This is a genomic window from Shigella sp. FJ200513 (assembly GCF_040495915.1).
Taxonomy (GTDB): domain Bacteria; phylum Pseudomonadota; class Gammaproteobacteria; order Enterobacterales; family Enterobacteriaceae; genus ECMA0423.
The window spans coordinates 13330-30454 of sequence record NZ_JBDYCV010000046.1 but is presented as its reverse complement, the minus strand read 5'-3'; the positions used below and the strand labels follow the sequence as shown (position 1 = coordinate 30454).

Here is a 17125-nt window from a genome sequence, read left to right as displayed (position 1 = left end):
CGGTGGAGCTGCATGACAAGGTCATCGGGCATTATCTGAACATAAAACACTATCAGTAAGTTGGAGTCATTACCAACAATCAGGAGTTTTTATGAAATCAGTAGTGAATGATACTGATGGTATCGTGCGCGTTGCAAAAAGCGTCATTCCTGAAATTAAACATCAGGATGAGGTGCGGGTAAAAATTGCCAGCTCGGGCTTATGTGGTTCCGATTTACCCAGGATATTTAAAAATGGTGCACATTATTATCCAATAACGTTAGGCCATGAATTTAGCGGCTATATTGATGCGGTGGGATCCGGTGTTGATGATTTACACCCTGGCGATGCGGTTGCCTGTGTGCCGTTATTACCCTGTTTTACTTGTCCAGAGTGTTTGAAAGGGTTTTATTCCCAGTGCGCAAAATATGATTTTATTGGCTCGCGGCGTGATGGTGGATTTGCTGAATATATTGTCGTTAAGCGAAAAAATGTCTTTGCTCTACCCACGGATATGCCTATTGAGGATGGGGCTTTTATTGAGCCGATTACCGTTGGCCTGCATGCTTTTCATTTAGCGCAAGGTTGTGAGAATAAAAACGTTATTATTATTGGTGCCGGAACCATTGGCCTGCTGGCTATTCAGTGCGCTGTCGCGCTGGGAGCAAAGAGTGTGACGGCGATCGACATTAGCTCAGAAAAACTGGCACTGGCAAAATCTTTCGGTGCGATGCAAACATTTAACAGTAGCGAAATGAGCGCGCCGCAAATGCAGAGCGTTTTACGCGAACTGCGCTTTAATCAGCTTATCCTCGAGACGGCTGGCGTACCGCAAACTGTCGAACTGGCGGTAGAGATTGCCGGTCCTCATGCCCAACTGGCGCTGGTGGGCACGTTGCATCAGGATCTGCATTTAACATCGGCAACGTTTGGCAAAATATTGCGTAAAGAGCTGACGGTTATCGGCAGTTGGATGAACTATTCCAGCCCTTGGCCGGGGCAGGAGTGGGAAACGGCGAGCCGGTTGCTGACAGAACGTAAGTTAAGCCTGGAGCCATTAATCGCTCACCGTGGAAGCTTTGAAAGCTTCACCCAGGCGGTGCGTGACATCGCTCGTAATGCCATGCAGGGCAAAGTGTTGCTCATTCCATGAAACCGCGGGCCAGCGTGATGCTGGCCCGGTATTGTGCAAAACAGATCATTCACCAATGGTCCCCCTTCGTTTACACTAGCCACAATTGAATATGGGTAAATGACGATGAATTCATTCGAGCGAAGGAATAAGATCATCCAATTAGTGAATGAACAGGGAACCGTGCTTGTTCAGGATCTGGCGGGAGTATTTGCTGCCTCGGAAGCGACAATCCGTGCCGATTTGCGCTTTCTCGAACAAAAAGGCGTGGTTACGCGCTTTCATGGCGGTGCGGCGAAAATAATGTCCGGTAATAGTGAAACCGAGACCCAGGAAGTCGGGTTTAAAGAGCGATTTCAGCTCGCCAGCGCGCCAAAAAACAGAATAGCGCAGGCGGCAGTCAAAATGATCCATGAAGGGATGACCGTTATTCTCGACAGCGGAAGTACCACAATGCTTATCGCCGAAGGATTAATGACCGCTAAAAATATCACGGTGATTACCAACAGTCTCCCGGCAGCGTTTGCCCTTTCCGAAAATAAAGACATTACTCTGGTCGTCTGTGGTGGCACGGTCCGCCATAAAACGCGCTCGATGCATGGTTCCATTGCCGAGCGTTCATTGCAGGATATTAATGCCGATTTAATGTTTGTCGGTGCTGATGGTATTGATGCGGTTAATGGTATTACGACCTTTAATGAAGGTTATTCGATTAGCGGGGCGATGGTCACCGCCGCAAATAAAGTGATTGCCGTTCTCGATTCATCGAAATTTAATCGTCGCGGTTTTAATCAGGTACTGCCAATCGAAAAAATTGACATTATTGTTACCGATGATGCTGTGTCAGAGGTGGATAAATTGGCATTGCAGAAGACACGGGTAAAATTAATTACGGTGTAGTATTGTTCTGTATGCCGGATAAGGTGTTTACACCGCATCCGGCATTACGGATTCTCCCTGGTTCAAGAGAGAATAGTTTGATTAACGCAATAATGGACAATCTGGTGGTAATCGACAACGCAACGCCGCCGGAAGTATTTCAATATGGAAGTTTTGCCCACTCAACGGTTCGCCATCAAGATTAAAAGTGATTTCGTGTGGGGCTTGTATATCAAACCACGACGAAGCGCCTTCGATAATATTCGGGTTATCTTCGTCAGATTTTAAGGTTGATACGAGAGCCGGAAGAATTTCATCGCCGGTAAAAATGCGCAGTTGCAGCAAGCCATCGTTAATTAACGCGTTCGGGCACAATTGTTGACCGCCACCGGCCTGACGCCCGTTACCAATACCAATGACCAGGGCGTCACCTTGCCAGTGAAAGTTTTCACCGCGGATTTCACAACGGTCCGGTTGCAGAGTATCCATGCGCATTAAGCCATGAATGATGTAAGAGACGCCACCCAGCGCGGCTTTTAATTTTTCCGGCGTTTCTGTGGTAATACGCGTCCCAAATCCGCCTGTCGCCATATTAATAAAACAGGTTTGTTTGTTGACCTGCGCCATATCTATCGCAATGGCATTACCGGCAATTGCCAGTTTCAGCGCCTTATCCAGTGCCTCAGGAATCCCTACACTGGTGGCAAAATCATTGGCGGTTCCTAATGGCAAAATTCCCAGCGCGGGTATGTCATCCCCCTCACACTGAATCAACGCCGTAGAAACTTCATTAATGGTGCCATCGCCACCACCGGCAATCACCGTTGCGACGCCCAACTTCCGGGCCTCCTCTACAAATCGTGCGGCATCACCTTTCTCCCAGGTGACCCGCACATGGATCGTCATTCCTTCCTCACGCAACAGCATAATTGCTTCGCGCAAGGGTAGATTGTCAGTACTTTTACCATTAAGAATCAGTAAGCTGGCGGGAAATTCTGCCATGATCGTATGTGCCTTTATGATTGGTCTGTAGATAGTGTAGAGCAGAAAACAAAAGGTGGAGTCAGAACAGGATGAAAGTCGGAGGATAAAAAGTCAGTTCAAGTATGGAGGATTCAGTGGTTACCACCAGGAGCTTGCAATGGGGACAGCGAATACTAACGGCTGCCACCGATAAATTTCAAAAAAGAGCATATACCTAATATTCAACTAAACAGTGGCATCTTCAATATAATATATTAAAGCCCCCATGGAGTTACCCTGAAGGGCCTCAATGTCCGTAATTCCTACTTATGTAGGAAATGTTGTACAGAACATTTATTATAATCCTATTCAATTATAATAATCATGCCATTATTATATTTAAACACTAGAGAGTGTCGTTGGTATTTAATGGGGGAAGGTGAGATGAAAAAGATAGCTGCTATATCATTAATTAGTATTTTTCTTATATCTGGTTGTGCTGTGCATAATGATGAAACAAGTATCGGTAAATTTGGTCTTGCATATAAAAGTAATATTCAGCGTAAACTCGATAACCAATACTACACCGAAGCCGAAGCTTCTTTAGCCAGGGGCAGAATATCTGGTGCAGAAAATATAGTAAAAAATGATGCAGCCCATTTCTGTGTTACTCAGGGCAAAAAAATGCAGATAGTTGACCTGAAGACAGAAGGTGCAGGATTACATGGCGTCGCTCGTCTGACATTCAAATGTGGAGAGTGAGAATATTTTTTTGTAAGCGTCAAACATGCGCGTTCTGGCTGTGCGTAGCCGGAACCTGGGCGAGCACGATACCGTTACGTGAAAGGCATTGTGCTATGAAGGGGGATTCTATCGATGTGGTCAATGGAAGACGGTTATCAGGGATCAATCCTTCTTTACAGCTTATGTACAAAAAATAAGCCCGTGTAAGGGAGATTACACAGGCTAAGGAGGTGGTTCCTGGTACAGCTAGCATTTTATGGATTATGTTTTTCAGCGAAACGGATGATAACCTTAATAAATGCAGCTGTATGTGATCGGTTTCTAAGAATTTTCCATCCGGGAAAAATAATCGAAATTAATCACTTACCGTGGGGGTTACGCGTGGTTTCCCCGGAGAAATTACGCATTAGCAGCGCGTAATTTAGCTCAAGATCCTGCGGGACCGGGAGCCACACAGTATAACCATCGCCTGGTGCGACCGGCATAGCTTCGCCTTTGGCGTTTTCCATGTGCTCAAGGGTAAAGTTAATGTTGCCTTGCGGCGTCATCAGCTCAAGACTGTCGCCAACGGAGAATTTATTTTTCACCGCTACCGCTGCGAGGTCCCCCTTGCGCTCACCGGTAAACTCACCAACAAACTGCTGGCGGTCAGAAACTGAATAACCGTATTCGTAGTTCTGATAATCGTCGTGAGTATGACGACGCAGGAAACCTTCGGTATAGCCACGATGCGCCAGACCTTCCAGAGTTTCCAGCAGGCTGGTATCGAACGGTTTTCCCGCAGCGGCGTCATCGATAGCTTTGCGGTAAACCTGTGCGGTGCGTGCGCAATAGTAGAAAGATTTGGTACGACCTTCGATTTTCAGCGAATGCACGCCCATTTTGGTCAGGCGTTCTACATGGGCGATGGCGCGCAGATCTTTCGAGTTCATGATGTAAGTGCCGTGCTCATCTTCAAACGCGGTCATATACTCGCCCGGACGCTGGGCTTCTTCGATCATAAACACTTTGTCGGTTGGCGCGCCGATACCCAGCGTCGGCTCAACATTTTGCACCGGAATCGGCTCGTACTTGTGTACGATGTTGCCAACGTCATCTTCTTTCCCTTCCTGGACGTTGTACTCCCAGCGGCAGGCGTTGGTGCAGGTGCCCTGGTTCGGGTCGCGCTTGTTGATATAGCCAGAGAGCAGGCAGCGACCGGAGTAGGCCATGCACAGTGCGCCGTGAACGAAGATCTCGATCTCCATATCCGGCACCTGATTATGGATCTCTTCAATCTCTTCCAGCGACAGCTCGCGAGAGAGGATCACGCGGGTCAGTCCCATTTGCTGCCAGAATTTCACCGTCGCCCAGTTCACGGCGTTAGCCTGCACCGAGAGGTGGATCGGCATTTCAGGGAAGTGCTCACGCACCAGCATAATCAGCCCTGGATCGGACATAATCAGCGCATCCGGCCCCATTTCCACCACCGGTTTCAGGTCACGGATAAAGGTTTTCAGCTTGGCGTTGTGCGGTGCAATGTTGACCACGACATAAAACTTTTTCCCCAGCGCGTGGGCTTCATTGATGCCGAGCTGAAGATTTTCGTGGTTGAATTCGTTGTTGCGCACACGTAGGGAGTAACGCGGCTGGCCCGCATAAACAGCATCTGCGCCATAAGCGAAAGCGTAACGCATATTTTTCAGCGTTCCCGCCGGGGAAAGGAGTTCCGGTTTAAACATAATTCTCTCGTTCTGATGACAGGTCAGATCCGCTTCACCTGATGAAGCGGTTAGGGGAGGCCCCCACTTTAAGGGCGGGCATTGTAGCGCTGTAGGGGGGATCTGGTAAAGCGCCGGACGCCAACAACCCACGCCCGGCATCGTAATTACGTATTGTCTTTCACCGTCTGGCTTGTGCCATTGGCTTTAACGGAGGCAATTCCGGTTTCACGAGATTGCGCGGTGGCGTACATCTGGCTGGAGCCGATAATTTGATGATTAGCGGCTTTCAGATTGAAATAGAATTTGCCGTTGCTTGCCGTTTTTTTCTCATAGCGCTCTTCTTGCGGGCTGTTGCTACGCACCGACGCGATGCCCTTTTCCGCAGAGGCTTTTGAGGTATACAGCTCGCTGGTGAGGATAGTCTCACCATTGCCCGCTTTTAGCACAAACCGGAACTGATTATCACTGCTCTTACTGAGTTCAAACCAACCAGCCATAATGACTCCTTGATTGAAATTGCTTATCGAAAACAGCATCTAAAGGTGCTGTTTACTGATTAAAGTATGAGCGATTTTCTGATGCCTGCCAGGGCGGAGAGATAATGTCAGTTTGCTGACCATGCGTGGAATAATGTTGCCGGATCGGGTCTGAACGCCATCTCCGGCTAACAAAGTAATGTCGCTAAAACTAAACGATGCGGCAGGCGTCGGCTTCCCAGCGGTAACCAACGCCGTAAACGGCGCGGATAAATGACTGTTCGGCGTCGAGAGATTCCAGCTTGCGGCGCAGATTTTTAATGTGGCTGTCAATGGTGCGGTCGGTTACTACGCGGTAGTCGTCATAAAGATGATTGAGCAATTGCTCGCGGGAGAACACTTTTCCTGGTTCGTGAGAGAGCGTTTTAAGCAGACGAAATTCCGCAGGCGTCAGGTCAAGCATTTTACCGCGCCATGAAGCCTGAAAACGACCTTCGTCGATAATCAACGGGCTTTCGGCATCCTGTTGCTGAAGTTCGCGTTGCGGTTTACAACGGCGCAAAATGGTTTTGACACGCGCTACCACTTCCCGTGGGCTGTACGGCTTGCAGATGTAGTCATCGGCGCCAATCTCCAGCCCCAGCAGGCGGTCGATCTCTTCGATTTTTGCCGTCACCATCACGATCGGAACATCGGAAAAACGACGAATTTCCCGGCATAATGTCAGGCCATCGGTGCCAGGGAGCATCAGATCCAACAGGATCAGATCCGGTGGTGTCTGGCGCACATACGCCAGTACCTGATCGCCGTGGCTGATAAGCGTCGGCGCATAGCTCGCAGCACGCAGATAATCAATGAGCAACTGCCCCAGCTTCGGTTCATCTTCCACGATCAAAATACGCGGTGTGTTTTCGTCGATTGGTAACTCGGTCATACTTCTCTCTGTAAATCCCGTTCCAGCGGTAACTCTACTGTAATGCTTACCCCGCCAAAAGGCGAATGGGCGGCAATAATGCGGCCATTATGGGCTTCAACAATGTTCAGGCAAATCGCCAGCCCCAGCCCGGAACCGCCGCTGGCGCGGTTGCGGGAACCTTCGGTGCGATAAAAACGTTCAAACAATTTTTGTAGCTGATCGTCACTGACACCTGGCGCACTGTCGGCAAAGGTCAGGCGCACCGTTTTGTCGTGCTGCTCGGCAGAGATTTTCAGGCTGCCGCCGCTGTCAGTGTAGCGCAGGCTGTTTTCCAGTAAGTTATTGAATAACTGCATTAAACGGTCGCGATCGCCAAATACGGTGATACTGTCTGGCAGGGAAAATTGCAGTTTCAGGCCACGGCTGGCGAATCGTTCGCGAAATGCGCCGCCCGCCACTTCCAGCAGTGGGATCAAATCTACCGGTGCTTTTTGATAGGCGAGAGCGCCTTCATCAGACATCGACAACTGATGAAGATCGTCAACCAGTTTGGTCAGTGTACCGACCTCCGCCTGTAAAGACGCCACCGTCTCCGGCGTGAATTTGCGCACGCCATCCTGAATGGCTTCCAGTTCACCGCGCAGCACCGCTAATGGCGTACGCAGTTCGTGAGAAATATCGGCCATAAAATCGCGCCGCATTTGCTGGTTTTTCTCCAGCGTGCTGGCGAGCTGGTTGAAGTCTTGCGCCAGTTTGCCCAGTTCATCTTCACTGGTGGGCGTTACGCGGGTAGTGAAATCGCCCGCCGCCAGTTTGTGCGTGCCATCGACAAGTCGTTTTACCGGTGCCAGCAAACCGCGCGCCAGCAGAAAGGTGGCGAGCGCCGCGAGTAACGTTGCCAGGGCGACGATCAGCCAGCTGGTTTGCCGCTGTTGTTTATCGAAATTGATATCAGTATTGCGGGTCAGCCGCTCAACAGGGGAGGCAATCACCGCGCCCACTTCCGCACCGTTGACCAGAATGGGTCGCCGTGTACCGTCAGGTGGAATCGGCGCTCGCGGACCAACCAGTACTTTGTTGTTTTGATCGACCACCCAGAACTGGGTACGCCAGCCGTGCGGCGGCATACCCGGGCCGGGTTTATCTTCCGAATTATCGTGTTCAAATGAACGCAGGATCTGAAAGACAAAGCGATCGTTGTTGCGCAGGAAGCGCCAGTTACCATGCTGCGCATACTGCTCGCCAAGCGCATCACTTAACAGCTGTAATCGCTGTTCATTGCCGTGTTTGATGTAATCAATAAAGCCACGCTCAAAACTGATACGCACCGCCCAGTGCATACTGATCAGCAAGACAATGCAGGTGGCGAAAATCGCCAGAAACAGTTTGCCGGTAATACCGGGTCGCCAGAACTTCATTGCGCGCTCCTTTTTCGCCGCGAAATAGCTACATTTTGATGCGTATCGTTCGGCACTCTGGCAAAGATGAACGCCGGAAGGGCGATGATAAACGCCATGCTAAGCCAGGTGTACATAAAGACGGTTTGTGTGGTGCCGCTGTCGACGCTGATATGCTGCGAACCAAAAAGCCCCAGCAACAGCCCGGCGATGGTGACGCCGATACTCATCGACAATTGCATAATCATCGACAGCAGGCTGTTTCCGCTGCTCGCCAGATTGTCCGGGAGATCTTTCAGCGTCAGGGTGTTCATGGAGGAGAAACGGGTCGAGTTGACCATCCCTTGTAAAAACAGGACGAACGGCAAAACGTAGTACCAGCCCAACAGAGCGGTAGTCATAAACAACAGGGTGACCAGCGACAGACCCAGCGTGGTCGCTACCAGTACCCGACGATAACCAAAGCGATTCACCACCTGTACCACAATTCGCTTCATTCCCATGCTGCCAAGCACCATCGGGATCATCATCAGTCCGGCATGAAACGGCGAGAAACCGAGGCCAATTTGCAGGAAAACCGGTGTCATAAAGGGCAACATGCCACTGCCAATACGTCCGGCAAAGCTCCCCGCCAGGCCCAGCGAAAAGGTACGAGTGCGGAACAGTTTCAGACTGAACAGGGCGCGGTTGTTATTTCTGGCGTGCAGCAGATAAAGCACCAGTGCCACCACGCCAACTGCGACCAGGCCAGCAATCGCCAGCGGCGATAAACCTGTACCTTTACTGCCGTCCAGCGCCAGGGTTAATACCGCCATGCCAACCGCCAGCAATAAAAAGCCGGAAAGATCAAAGCGCCGCGTCTGCATGGTGTAGTTCGGCATTAACATCAATGTGGCGATCGCACCGATAATCCCCACCGGAATGTTGATCAAAAAGATCCAGTGCCACGACGCGTATTCTACCAGCAGACCGCCGAGCGCCGGACCGAGCAGCGGACCGACCTGACCGGGTAACGTGACAAAGGTCATCGCCGCCATATATTGCTCGCGCGGTACGATTTTCATCACCGTCAACCTGCCGACCGGCACCATCATCGCACCGCCAACGCCCTGTAACGCGCGTGCCAGCAACAGTTCGTTCAGCGTGCCGGAAAGCGCGCAAAACAGTGAACCGAGAGTAAACAGCACGATGGCGGTAAAGAAAATATTGCGCACGCCGACTTTGTCCGCCAGCCAGCCGCTGGCGGGCAGCATCACCGCCACGGTCAGCACATAAGAGACAATGACCATGTGCATATGCAACGGACTTTCCCCGAGGCTTTGCGCCATTGAGGGAAGGGCGGTGTTTACGATGGTGGTGTCCAGCGACTGCATAAAGAAGCCGAAAGCCACAATCCATAATTGCCAGCGGGTGCTGTCGGGAAGATCTGTCATTTACTCGGTTACCGTTTGTTTAGGTTTACGCGAAAAACGCAGCCGCAGACGGTCGAAAAAGAGATACACCACCGGCGTGGTATACAGCGTCAGGAGCTGGCTCATCACCAGACCGCCGACAATGGTGATCTCCAGGGGTTGCCGCAGCTCCGAGCCGTCACCGCCCGACAATACCAGCGGCAGCGCGCCAAACAGCGCCGCCAGGGTGGTCATCATAATCGGGCGAAAACGCAGCAGACAGGCCTGGAAAATAGCTTCCTGCGGCGTCAGGTTACCGTGCCGTTGGGCTTCAAGCGCAAAATCGACCATCATAATGGCGTTTTTCTTCACGATGCCGATTAATAGCATGATCCCTATCAGGGCGATTAGGCTGAACGGGGCATTGAACAGCTCCAGCGCCAACAGCGCTCCAACGCCCGCCGAGGGCAGGGTGGAGAGAATCGTCAGCGGATGTACGTAACTCTCGTAAAGGATACCCAGCACGATATACACCGTGGCGATGGCGGCGATAATCAGGATCACCTGCGAGTTCATCGTCTCCTGGAAAACCTGCGCCGTGCCGGCAAAACTGCCGCGCACCGTCGAAGGCACACCAAGCTGGGTCATTGCGCGATCGATCGCCGCACTGGCGTCCGAGAGCGATTTTCCGGTCGGCAGGTTGAACGAGATGGTCGAGGCCGCCGATAATCCCTGATGATTCACCGATAGTGGGGCATTCGCCGGTTGCCATTTAGCGAAATACGACAGCGGGATCGCTTTGCCTTCGTTATTGATAACGAACATTTTTTCCAGCGCACTGATGTCCTGGGTATAGCGCGGATCCACTTCCATCACCACTTTATACTGGTTCATCGGCTGGTAAATGGTCGAGATTTGCCGCTGACCGAAGGCGTTATTTAACAGACTGTTGGCGGCCTGTACGTCGATTCCCAGCCGTGCCATGGTGTCGCGGTCGTAAACCAGATTCATCTCCGCGCCGTTATCCTGCTGATCGGAGTTCACGTCCGCCAGTTCCGGCAACGTCGCCAGTTTTTTGCGGATTTTCGGCTCCCATTCGCGCAGTGCCGCCAGGTCGTCGGATAACAACGTGTACTGGTAGCTGGCGTTCGACTGACGCCCACCAACGCGAATATCTTGTACCGCCATCAGGAACAGATTCGCCCCCGGTTCTTTCGCCAGCTTCACGCGCAGACGGTCGATAATTTGCTGCGCCGTTTCGCTGCGTTCGTCGCGTGGCTTGAGGGTGATAAACATCATCCCACTGTTAACTCGTGAACCGCCGGTAAAGCCGGTGACATTATCCACTGCCGGATCGTCACGGATAATTTTCATGAAATCCTGCAATTTGCCGCGCATCGCCTGAAACGAAATACTCTGATCCGCCTGTATCCCACCCATCAGTACGCCGGTGTCCTGCTCCGGGAAGAAGGTTTTCGGGATCGAGATATTCAGCGCAATGGTGCCAAGCAGCACCACGCCCACCAGACGGGTATGATTGAGCACCCATTTCAGCGACTTGCCGTAGCCTTGTTGCAGGGCTACCAACATGCGGCCAAAACCACGCAGTCGCTTTTGCTCACGCGGCTTGCTGGCTTTTAGCATCCAGCCGCACATCATTGGCGTTAGCGTCAGGGAAACCAGCAACGAAATACCAATGGCGACAGAAAGCGTCACGGCAAACTCGCGTAACAGTCGGCCCGGCAATCCGCCCATCAACAGCAGCGGCAGGAACACCGCCACCAGTGACAGACTCATCGACAGCACCGTAAAGCCGACTTCGCGAGTACCTTGCAGCGCGGCCTGTAGTGGTTTCATCCCCGCTTCCAGATGACGGGCAATGTTTTCCAGCACCACAATGGCGTCATCCACCACGAAACCAGTAGCAATGGTGAGCGCCATCAGCGAAAGATTATTGAGACTGAATCCGCACAGGTACATCGCCGCAAACGTACCAATCAGCGAAACCGGCACCGCAACGGCGGGAATAATAGTGGCGCGACCCGAGCGCAGGAATAAAAAGACCACCAGAATCACCAGCGCCACCGAGATAATCAGCGTTTGCTCGACTTCTTCCAGCGAGGCGCGAATGGTGGGGGAGCGATCCTGGGCAATTTGCAGATCAATCGCCGCCGGAATGGTCTCCTGCAACTCTGGTAATTTTGCCCGGATGCTGTCTACCGTCTGGATAATATTGGCTTCCGGCAGTTTGCGGATCATCAGTAAAATAGCCGGTTTGGCGTTGGTCATCCCGGCGTTGCGCACATCCTGCACTGAGTCAGTCACCGTCGCCACATCGCCCAGACGAACCGCGCCGCCGTTGTTGTAGTGAATAATCAGCGGCTGATATTCAGCGGCGGTTTTCAGTTCATCGTTGGTCTGGATCTGCCAGCGGTGAGTGCCATCTTCCAGCGCCCCCTGCGGTTTACGCACGTTGGCATTGCTGATGGCAGTGCGTACGTCGTCCAGCGACACGCCCTGATTAAACAGCGCCTGCGGGGTCAGCCCGACGCGCACGGCGGGCAGCGAGCTGCCACCGACATCGACATCACCGACACCGTCGATTTGCGAAATCGTCGGAGCCAGCTGCGTCGAGGCGAAATCGTACAGTTCACCCTGCGAATAAGTATCGGATGTCAGCGTGAGGATCATAATTGGCGCATCCGACGGGTTCGCTTTGCGATAGGTCGGGCGGCTGGGCATCCCGCTGGGCAGCAAACTTTGTGCAGCGTTGATCGCCGCCTGCACATCACGCGCTGCGCCGTTGATATCCCGGTCAAAATCAAACTGCAAAATAATGCGCGTGCTGCCGAGCGAACTGCTGGAGGTCATTTCACTAACCCCGGCAATGCGCCCAAGTGAGCGCTCCAGCGGCGTGGCAACGGAAGACGCCATTGTCTCCGGCGACGCACCGGGCAGCGAGGCGCTGACCATAATCACCGGAAAATCGACCTGCGGCAGCGGGGCGACCGGCAGCATACGGAAACCCAGTATGCCGCACAGGGTAATGGCGACCGACAGTAAAATCGTCGCCACCGGGCGGTAAATGAAGAGGGCAAAAAACTTCACTTACGCCTCCTCTTCATGGCGAGCAAAGCGACTTTTGGTCCACAATGCCAGGCGGTCGAACAGCAGATAAATCACCGGCGTGGTGAACAGCGTCAGCACCTGGCTGACAATCAGACCGCCGACCATGCCGATACCTAACGGACGACGCAGTTCCGCGCCGACCCCGGTACTCAACATCAGCGGCAGCGCGCCAAGCAGAGCCGCCAGGGTGGTCATCAGGATCGGACGAAAACGCAACAGACAAGCCTGGTAGATTGCATCGCGCGGCGACATGCCTTGCTCGCGCTCAGCAGCCAGCGCGAAGTCGATCATCATGATGGCGTTCTTCTTCACAATACCGATCAGCAAAATAATGCCGATAATCGCAATCACATCCAGTTCGCTACCGGCAATCATTAATGCCAGCAGCGCGCCGACCCCTGCGGTGGGTAGCGTCGAGAGAATGGTGATCGGGTGAATAAAGCTCTCGTACAGAATGCCGAGCACGATATACATCGCCACCACCGCCGCGACAATCAGCCAGACAGTGCTGCCCAGCGCCGACTGGAAGGCGAGGGTGCTGCCCTAGAATTGCGTGGTGATATCCACCGGCAGATTCAGCGTCTTTTCGGTGTCCATAATCGCCTGCACCGCATCGCCCAGCGAATAGTTATCCGGCACGTTAAAGGAGATGGTTGTTACCGGGAACTGATCCAGATGGTTGATGGAAAGCGGCGCAAAACGCTGCTCAATTTTGGCAATTGAGCTTAACGGCACCACGCCACCGTCGCTGCTGGTCAGGCGAATGGTATCCAGCGCCGCGAGGCCTGGGGTATTTTCGGTATTGTGCTCCAGCACCACGCGATACTGGTTAGCCTGAGTATAAATAGTGGAAATCAGTCGCTGACCAAACGCGTTGTACAGGGCGTTATCGACGTCCGCCATGCTGATCCCCAGACGGCTGGCGCTGTCGCGATCAACATTGACATACGCCACCAGCCCTTTGTCCTGCCAGTCGCTGGAGACATCAGAAAGCTGTGGCAGTTGCTGGAGTTTTTCCATCAACTGTGGCACCCAGGTACTGAGCGCATCCAGTGACGTGGCCTGCAAGGTAAACTGGTACTGGGTGCGGCTGACCTGAGTATCGATGGTCAGGTCCTGCGTTGGTTGCAGGAAGAGATCGACGCCCGGCACTTTATCTACCGCCGTTTGCAGACGGGCGATGACTTTTTGCACCCGATCATCACGTTCATCCAACGGTTTGAGGTTGATTTGTAAACGTGCACTATTCAGCGACGGGTTAGTGCCATCAACGCCAACAAATGAGGTCAGGCTTTGCACTGCCGGATCCTGCAAAATCACGTCCGCGACCTGGCGTTGTCGCTGGGCCATATTGGCAAAGGAGCTGGATTGCGGTGCCTGCAAAGTGCCCTGAATAATGCCGTTGTCCTGTACCGGGAAGAAACCTTTCGGAATGAACACCCACAGCAGCACGCTAAGCAGCAGCGTGCTGAGTGCCACGCTTAAGGTCAGCCACGGATGATTCAGCACTTTCGCCAGTCCACGACCATAGGCGGCGATTATCCTGTCGAACATTTTTTCCGAGGCACGGGAGAAGCTGTTCTGTTTACGCAACGACTCCTGGCTGAGCATCCGCGCGCACATCATCGGTGTCAGGGTCAGCGACACCACCGCTGAGATCAAAATCGCTACCGCCAGGGTAATAGCAAATTCGCGGAACAGTCGCCCGACGATATCGCCCATAAACAGCAGTGGGATCAACACCGCAATCAGTGAGAAGGTCAGCGAGATAATGGTAAAGCCGATTTCACCTGCGCCCTTGAGCGCCGCCGCCAACGGTTTTTCGCCTTTTTCGATATAGCGGGAAATGTTTTCGATCACCACGATGGCGTCATCGACCACGAATCCGGTGGCGATAGTTAAAGCCATCAGTGTCAGGTTATTGATTGAAAAATCGAGAAACACCATAACCGCGAAAGTGCCGATTAACGACAGCGGTACAGCAACACCGGGAATGATGGTCGCCGGAATATTGCGCAAAAACAGGTAGATAATCATGACTACCAGCGCGATAGCCATCATCAATTCAAACTGAGTATCATCGACGGATGCGCGGATATTGGTGGTGCGATCGGAAAGCACTGTCACCTTCACCGATTTCGGCAGACTCTCAGTGAGCTGTGGCAGCATCTGCCGAATGCTGTCGGCGGTGGAGATAATGTTAGCACCGGGCTGGCGCTGAACATTCATCACAATGGCCTGTTCTTTGTTCGCCCACGCGCCGAGCCAGCTGTTTTCTGCACCTTGCTCTACAGTTGCGACATCGCCCAGACGAATTGGCGCGCCGTTCTGGTAGGCGATGATTAGCTGGCGATACTCTTCGGCGGATTGCATCTGGTCGTTCGCGGAAAGCGTGACCGCACGGGAAGGGCCGTCGAGGCTACCTTTTGCCGAGTTAACGTTAGCGCCGGTAATGGCGGTGCGCACGGTTTCGCTGGTCAGGCCGAGGGCGGCAATCGCCTGAGCGTTAAGTTTGACGCGAACAGCCGGACGCTGACCGCCGGAAAGCGTCACCAGGCCGACGCCGGAAATCTGCGAGATTTTCTGCGCGACGCGGGTTTCCACCATATCTTCCACTTGCGTCATCGGCATGGCGGTTGAGGTGACGGCGAGCGTCATGATCGGCGGATCTGCCGGGTTCACTTTGCTGTAAACCGGCGGGTTAGGCAGATCGCTCGGCAACAAGTTGGTCGCAGCGTTAATCGCGGCCTGCACTTCCTGCTCGGCGACATTGAGCGGTAATGTTAGCTGGAACTGCAAAGTGATAACTGACGCACCGCCGGAACTTTGCGACGACATCTGTTTCAGGCCAGACATCTGCCCGAACTGGCGTTCGAGCGGCGCGGTAACGGCAGAGGTCATGACATCCGGGCTGGCACCTGGGTAGAGCGTGACCACCTGAATGGTCGGATAGTCCACTTCCGGCAGCGCCGAAACGGGCAGGGCGCGATAACCGATAATCCCGGCGAGTAAGATCGCCACCATCAGCAGCGTGGTGGCGACAGGACGCATAATAAACAGGCGCGACGGGCCGCCTGTGCTGCTCGGGGGTAACACCTGCATCAGGAGCGTGCTCCTTTTTTCGCGTATTCGCGGCTGGTGGCTTTCTCTTCCGGAGTGGTGGCGCTCTGGGCTTCCACCACTTCCACTTTCGCCCCTTCGGTCAGGCGATCAATGCCGTCTGTCACCACGCGATCGCCCGCAGAAATACCTGCACGGATCACCACTTTCTGACTGTCCTGAATGCCCGGCGTCACCAGATGTTTGCTGACCTTGTTTTCGCTATTCAGCACCCAGACAAAATGGCCTTCATTGCCCATTTGCAGGGCGGCTGTTGGGATCACTACGGCGTTTTGTTCGGTGTCGACTAACATGCGCGCGTTAACAAACTGATTGGGAAACAGCGCATCATCCTGATTATTAAAGCGTGCTTTCACTTTAATCGTACCGGTTGTGGCATCGATTTGGTTATCGAGGCTTAACAGCGTGCCTTCACTTAATTTCTTCGAATTGGTGCGATCCCAGGCTTCTACCATCAGCGGTTTTCCGGCTTTTTGCGCCTGCACTACAGTAGCGATATCGCTTTCCGGCAGGGTAAAGACTAAATCGATAGGATGCGTCTGGGTGATCACCACAATTCCGGTGGTATCACCACTGGAGATTTGGTTACCAACATCAACTTGCTTGAGACCAACGCGACCATCGACTGGTGCGGTGATGCGGCTCCAGTCGAGTTGCAACTGCGCGCTGGCGACGCTTGCTTCATCAGCCTTAATGGTGCCTTCGGTTTCACTGACCAGCGCCTGTTGGGCATCCAGCTCCTGACGGGAGACGAGATTGGTTTTTGCCAGTTGCTGATAACGCGCCAGATCACGGCGGGCGTTAGCAAGCGTGGCTTTATCTTTTGCCAGTTGGCCCTGGGTTTGTGCTAATGCAACTTTGAACTGGCTGGGGTCAATTTCTGCCAGTAAATCGCCTGCTTTGACCTGCTGGCCTTCCTGGAATGGATGCGGCGATATTTCCCAGCGAACAGCTCAGCGCAATTCCCGGCCACATGCGCCCGGCATGGCGATAAAACGCCACCATCATGATGGACGTCGGGAACCACAGTGGGGCGAGTTGGGTGCCAAACTGCGAAAGCTCAAGCGAGACAAGGGTAAAGATAAACGAGACTAAACCTAAACTGACCAGGTGAAGCAGCGGGTGGGGCAGGGCAATTAATACATGCTGTGATTGTTTGCTTATTACCGCTTTATCCGCAAGGCCAGGTCGCCAGTATTCGTTTCTGTGTTTATGCTAGTACAAAAGTTTTACATTTTATATGCGAATTGCTCATAAAGTGACGTAAAGGCGGATAATTTGCGCAACTGCGTATAA

At 52.9% G+C, this 17125-nt stretch carries 11 protein-coding genes and 3 pseudogenes; 4 read left to right on the top strand and 10 right to left on the bottom strand.

Annotation, left to right across the window (positions count from 1 at the left end; all coding sequences use genetic code 11):
• Nucleotides 1-2: 2 nt before the first annotated feature.
• The 3 genes from ABZJ92_RS11830 (at nucleotide 3) to ABZJ92_RS11820 (ending at nucleotide 2011) form a co-directional block, all read left to right on the top strand.
• Nucleotides 3-59 carry an IS1 family transposase gene (locus ABZJ92_RS11830; RefSeq protein WP_003032489.1) on the top strand — a complete coding sequence of 19 codons (57 nt, stop codon included), beginning with the start codon at nucleotides 3-5 and terminating at the stop codon, nucleotides 57-59.
• A 32-nt stretch (nucleotides 60-91) separates the two neighbouring features.
• The gene (gene gatD, locus ABZJ92_RS11825) at nucleotides 92-1132 is read left to right on the top strand and encodes a galactitol-1-phosphate 5-dehydrogenase (protein ID WP_000844251.1); all 1041 of its coding nucleotides are present in this window, start codon (nucleotides 92-94) and stop codon (nucleotides 1130-1132) included.
• Nucleotides 1133-1237: 105 nt separating this feature from the next.
• On the top strand, nucleotides 1238-2011 hold the full coding sequence (locus tag ABZJ92_RS11820) for a DeoR/GlpR family DNA-binding transcription regulator (RefSeq protein WP_005105579.1): 774 nt from the start codon (nucleotides 1238-1240) through the stop codon (nucleotides 2009-2011).
• Nucleotides 2012-2092: 81 nt separating this feature from the next.
• Here the strand turns inward: ABZJ92_RS11820 and yegS are convergent, their stop codons facing one another.
• Nucleotides 2093-2992, bottom strand: coding sequence for a lipid kinase YegS (gene yegS, locus ABZJ92_RS11815; protein ID WP_000807346.1), 900 nt, complete (start codon nucleotides 2990-2992; stop codon nucleotides 2093-2095).
• A 405-nt stretch (nucleotides 2993-3397) separates the two neighbouring features.
• On the opposite strand from yegS, the gene yegR reads away from it, so the two are divergent.
• Nucleotides 3398-3715, top strand: coding sequence for a protein YegR (yegR, locus tag ABZJ92_RS11810; RefSeq protein ID WP_001295425.1), 318 nt, complete (start codon nucleotides 3398-3400; stop codon nucleotides 3713-3715).
• A 341-nt stretch (nucleotides 3716-4056) separates the two neighbouring features.
• Here yegR and trhP read toward each other — a convergent pair whose 3' ends face one another.
• The 9 genes and pseudogenes from trhP to ABZJ92_RS11765 all read right to left on the bottom strand — a co-directional run.
• On the bottom strand, nucleotides 4057-5418 hold the full coding sequence (trhP, locus tag ABZJ92_RS11805) for a prephenate-dependent tRNA uridine(34) hydroxylase TrhP (RefSeq protein ID WP_005049106.1): 1362 nt from the start codon (nucleotides 5416-5418) through the stop codon (nucleotides 4057-4059).
• 146 nt (nucleotides 5419-5564) lie between these two features.
• The gene (locus ABZJ92_RS11800) at nucleotides 5565-5897 is read right to left on the bottom strand and encodes a YegP family protein (protein ID WP_000929408.1); all 333 of its coding nucleotides are present in this window, start codon (nucleotides 5895-5897) and stop codon (nucleotides 5565-5567) included.
• 190 nt (nucleotides 5898-6087) lie between these two features.
• Nucleotides 6088-6810 carry an envelope stress response regulator BaeR gene (baeR, locus tag ABZJ92_RS11795; RefSeq protein ID WP_000137862.1) on the bottom strand — a complete coding sequence of 241 codons (723 nt, stop codon included), beginning with the start codon at nucleotides 6808-6810 and terminating at the stop codon, nucleotides 6088-6090.
• A complete protein-coding gene (baeS, locus tag ABZJ92_RS11790) occupies nucleotides 6807-8210 on the bottom strand; it encodes an envelope stress sensor histidine kinase BaeS (RefSeq protein WP_000675144.1) in 1404 nt (467 codons plus the stop codon). The genes baeR and baeS overlap by 4 nt, the downstream gene beginning before the upstream one ends.
• Nucleotides 8207-9622 (bottom strand): MFS transporter, encoded by a 1416-nt coding sequence (gene mdtD, locus ABZJ92_RS11785; RefSeq protein ID WP_000130872.1) that lies wholly within the window; start codon nucleotides 9620-9622, stop codon nucleotides 8207-8209. Before mdtD ends, baeS begins: the two co-directional genes overlap by 4 nt.
• Complete coding sequence (gene mdtC / locus ABZJ92_RS11780; RefSeq protein WP_000667591.1) at nucleotides 9623-12688, bottom strand: multidrug efflux RND transporter permease subunit MdtC; 3066 nt, start codon at nucleotides 12686-12688, stop codon at nucleotides 9623-9625.
• Nucleotides 12689-15811: pseudogene (mdtB, locus tag ABZJ92_RS11775) on the bottom strand (multidrug efflux RND transporter permease subunit MdtB). It lies immediately after the preceding gene.
• Nucleotides 15811-16752, bottom strand: a pseudogene (gene mdtA, locus ABZJ92_RS11770) (multidrug efflux RND transporter subunit MdtA); the annotation flags it as partial. The pseudogenes mdtB and mdtA, both read right to left, overlap by 1 nt.
• Nucleotides 16751-16993, bottom strand: a pseudogene (locus ABZJ92_RS11765) (MASE1 domain-containing protein); the annotation flags it as partial. The pseudogenes mdtA and ABZJ92_RS11765, both read right to left, overlap by 2 nt.
• Nucleotides 16994-17125: the final 132 nt, after the last annotated feature.

Excerpts from the sequence above, each read along its gene's own strand:
- ABZJ92_RS11800 (WP_000929408.1), bottom strand. The coding sequence starts at position 5,897 with ATGGCTGGTTGGTTTGAACTCAGTAAGAGCAGTGATAATCAGTTCCGG.
- trhP (WP_005049106.1), bottom strand. The coding sequence starts at position 5,418 with ATGTTTAAACCGGAACTCCTTTCCCCGGCGGGAACGCTGAAAAATATG.
- gatD (WP_000844251.1), top strand. The coding sequence starts at position 92 with ATGAAATCAGTAGTGAATGATACTGATGGTATCGTGCGCGTTGCAAAA.
- yegR (WP_001295425.1), top strand. The coding sequence starts at position 3,398 with ATGAAAAAGATAGCTGCTATATCATTAATTAGTATTTTTCTTATATCT.
- baeR (WP_000137862.1), bottom strand. The coding sequence starts at position 6,810 with ATGACCGAGTTACCAATCGACGAAAACACACCGCGTATTTTGATCGTG.
- baeS (WP_000675144.1), bottom strand. The coding sequence starts at position 8,210 with ATGAAGTTCTGGCGACCCGGTATTACCGGCAAACTGTTTCTGGCGATT.
- ABZJ92_RS11820 (WP_005105579.1), top strand. The coding sequence starts at position 1,238 with ATGAATTCATTCGAGCGAAGGAATAAGATCATCCAATTAGTGAATGAA.
- mdtD (WP_000130872.1), bottom strand. The coding sequence starts at position 9,622 with ATGACAGATCTTCCCGACAGCACCCGCTGGCAATTATGGATTGTGGCT.
- yegS (WP_000807346.1), bottom strand. The coding sequence starts at position 2,992 with ATGGCAGAATTTCCCGCCAGCTTACTGATTCTTAATGGTAAAAGTACT.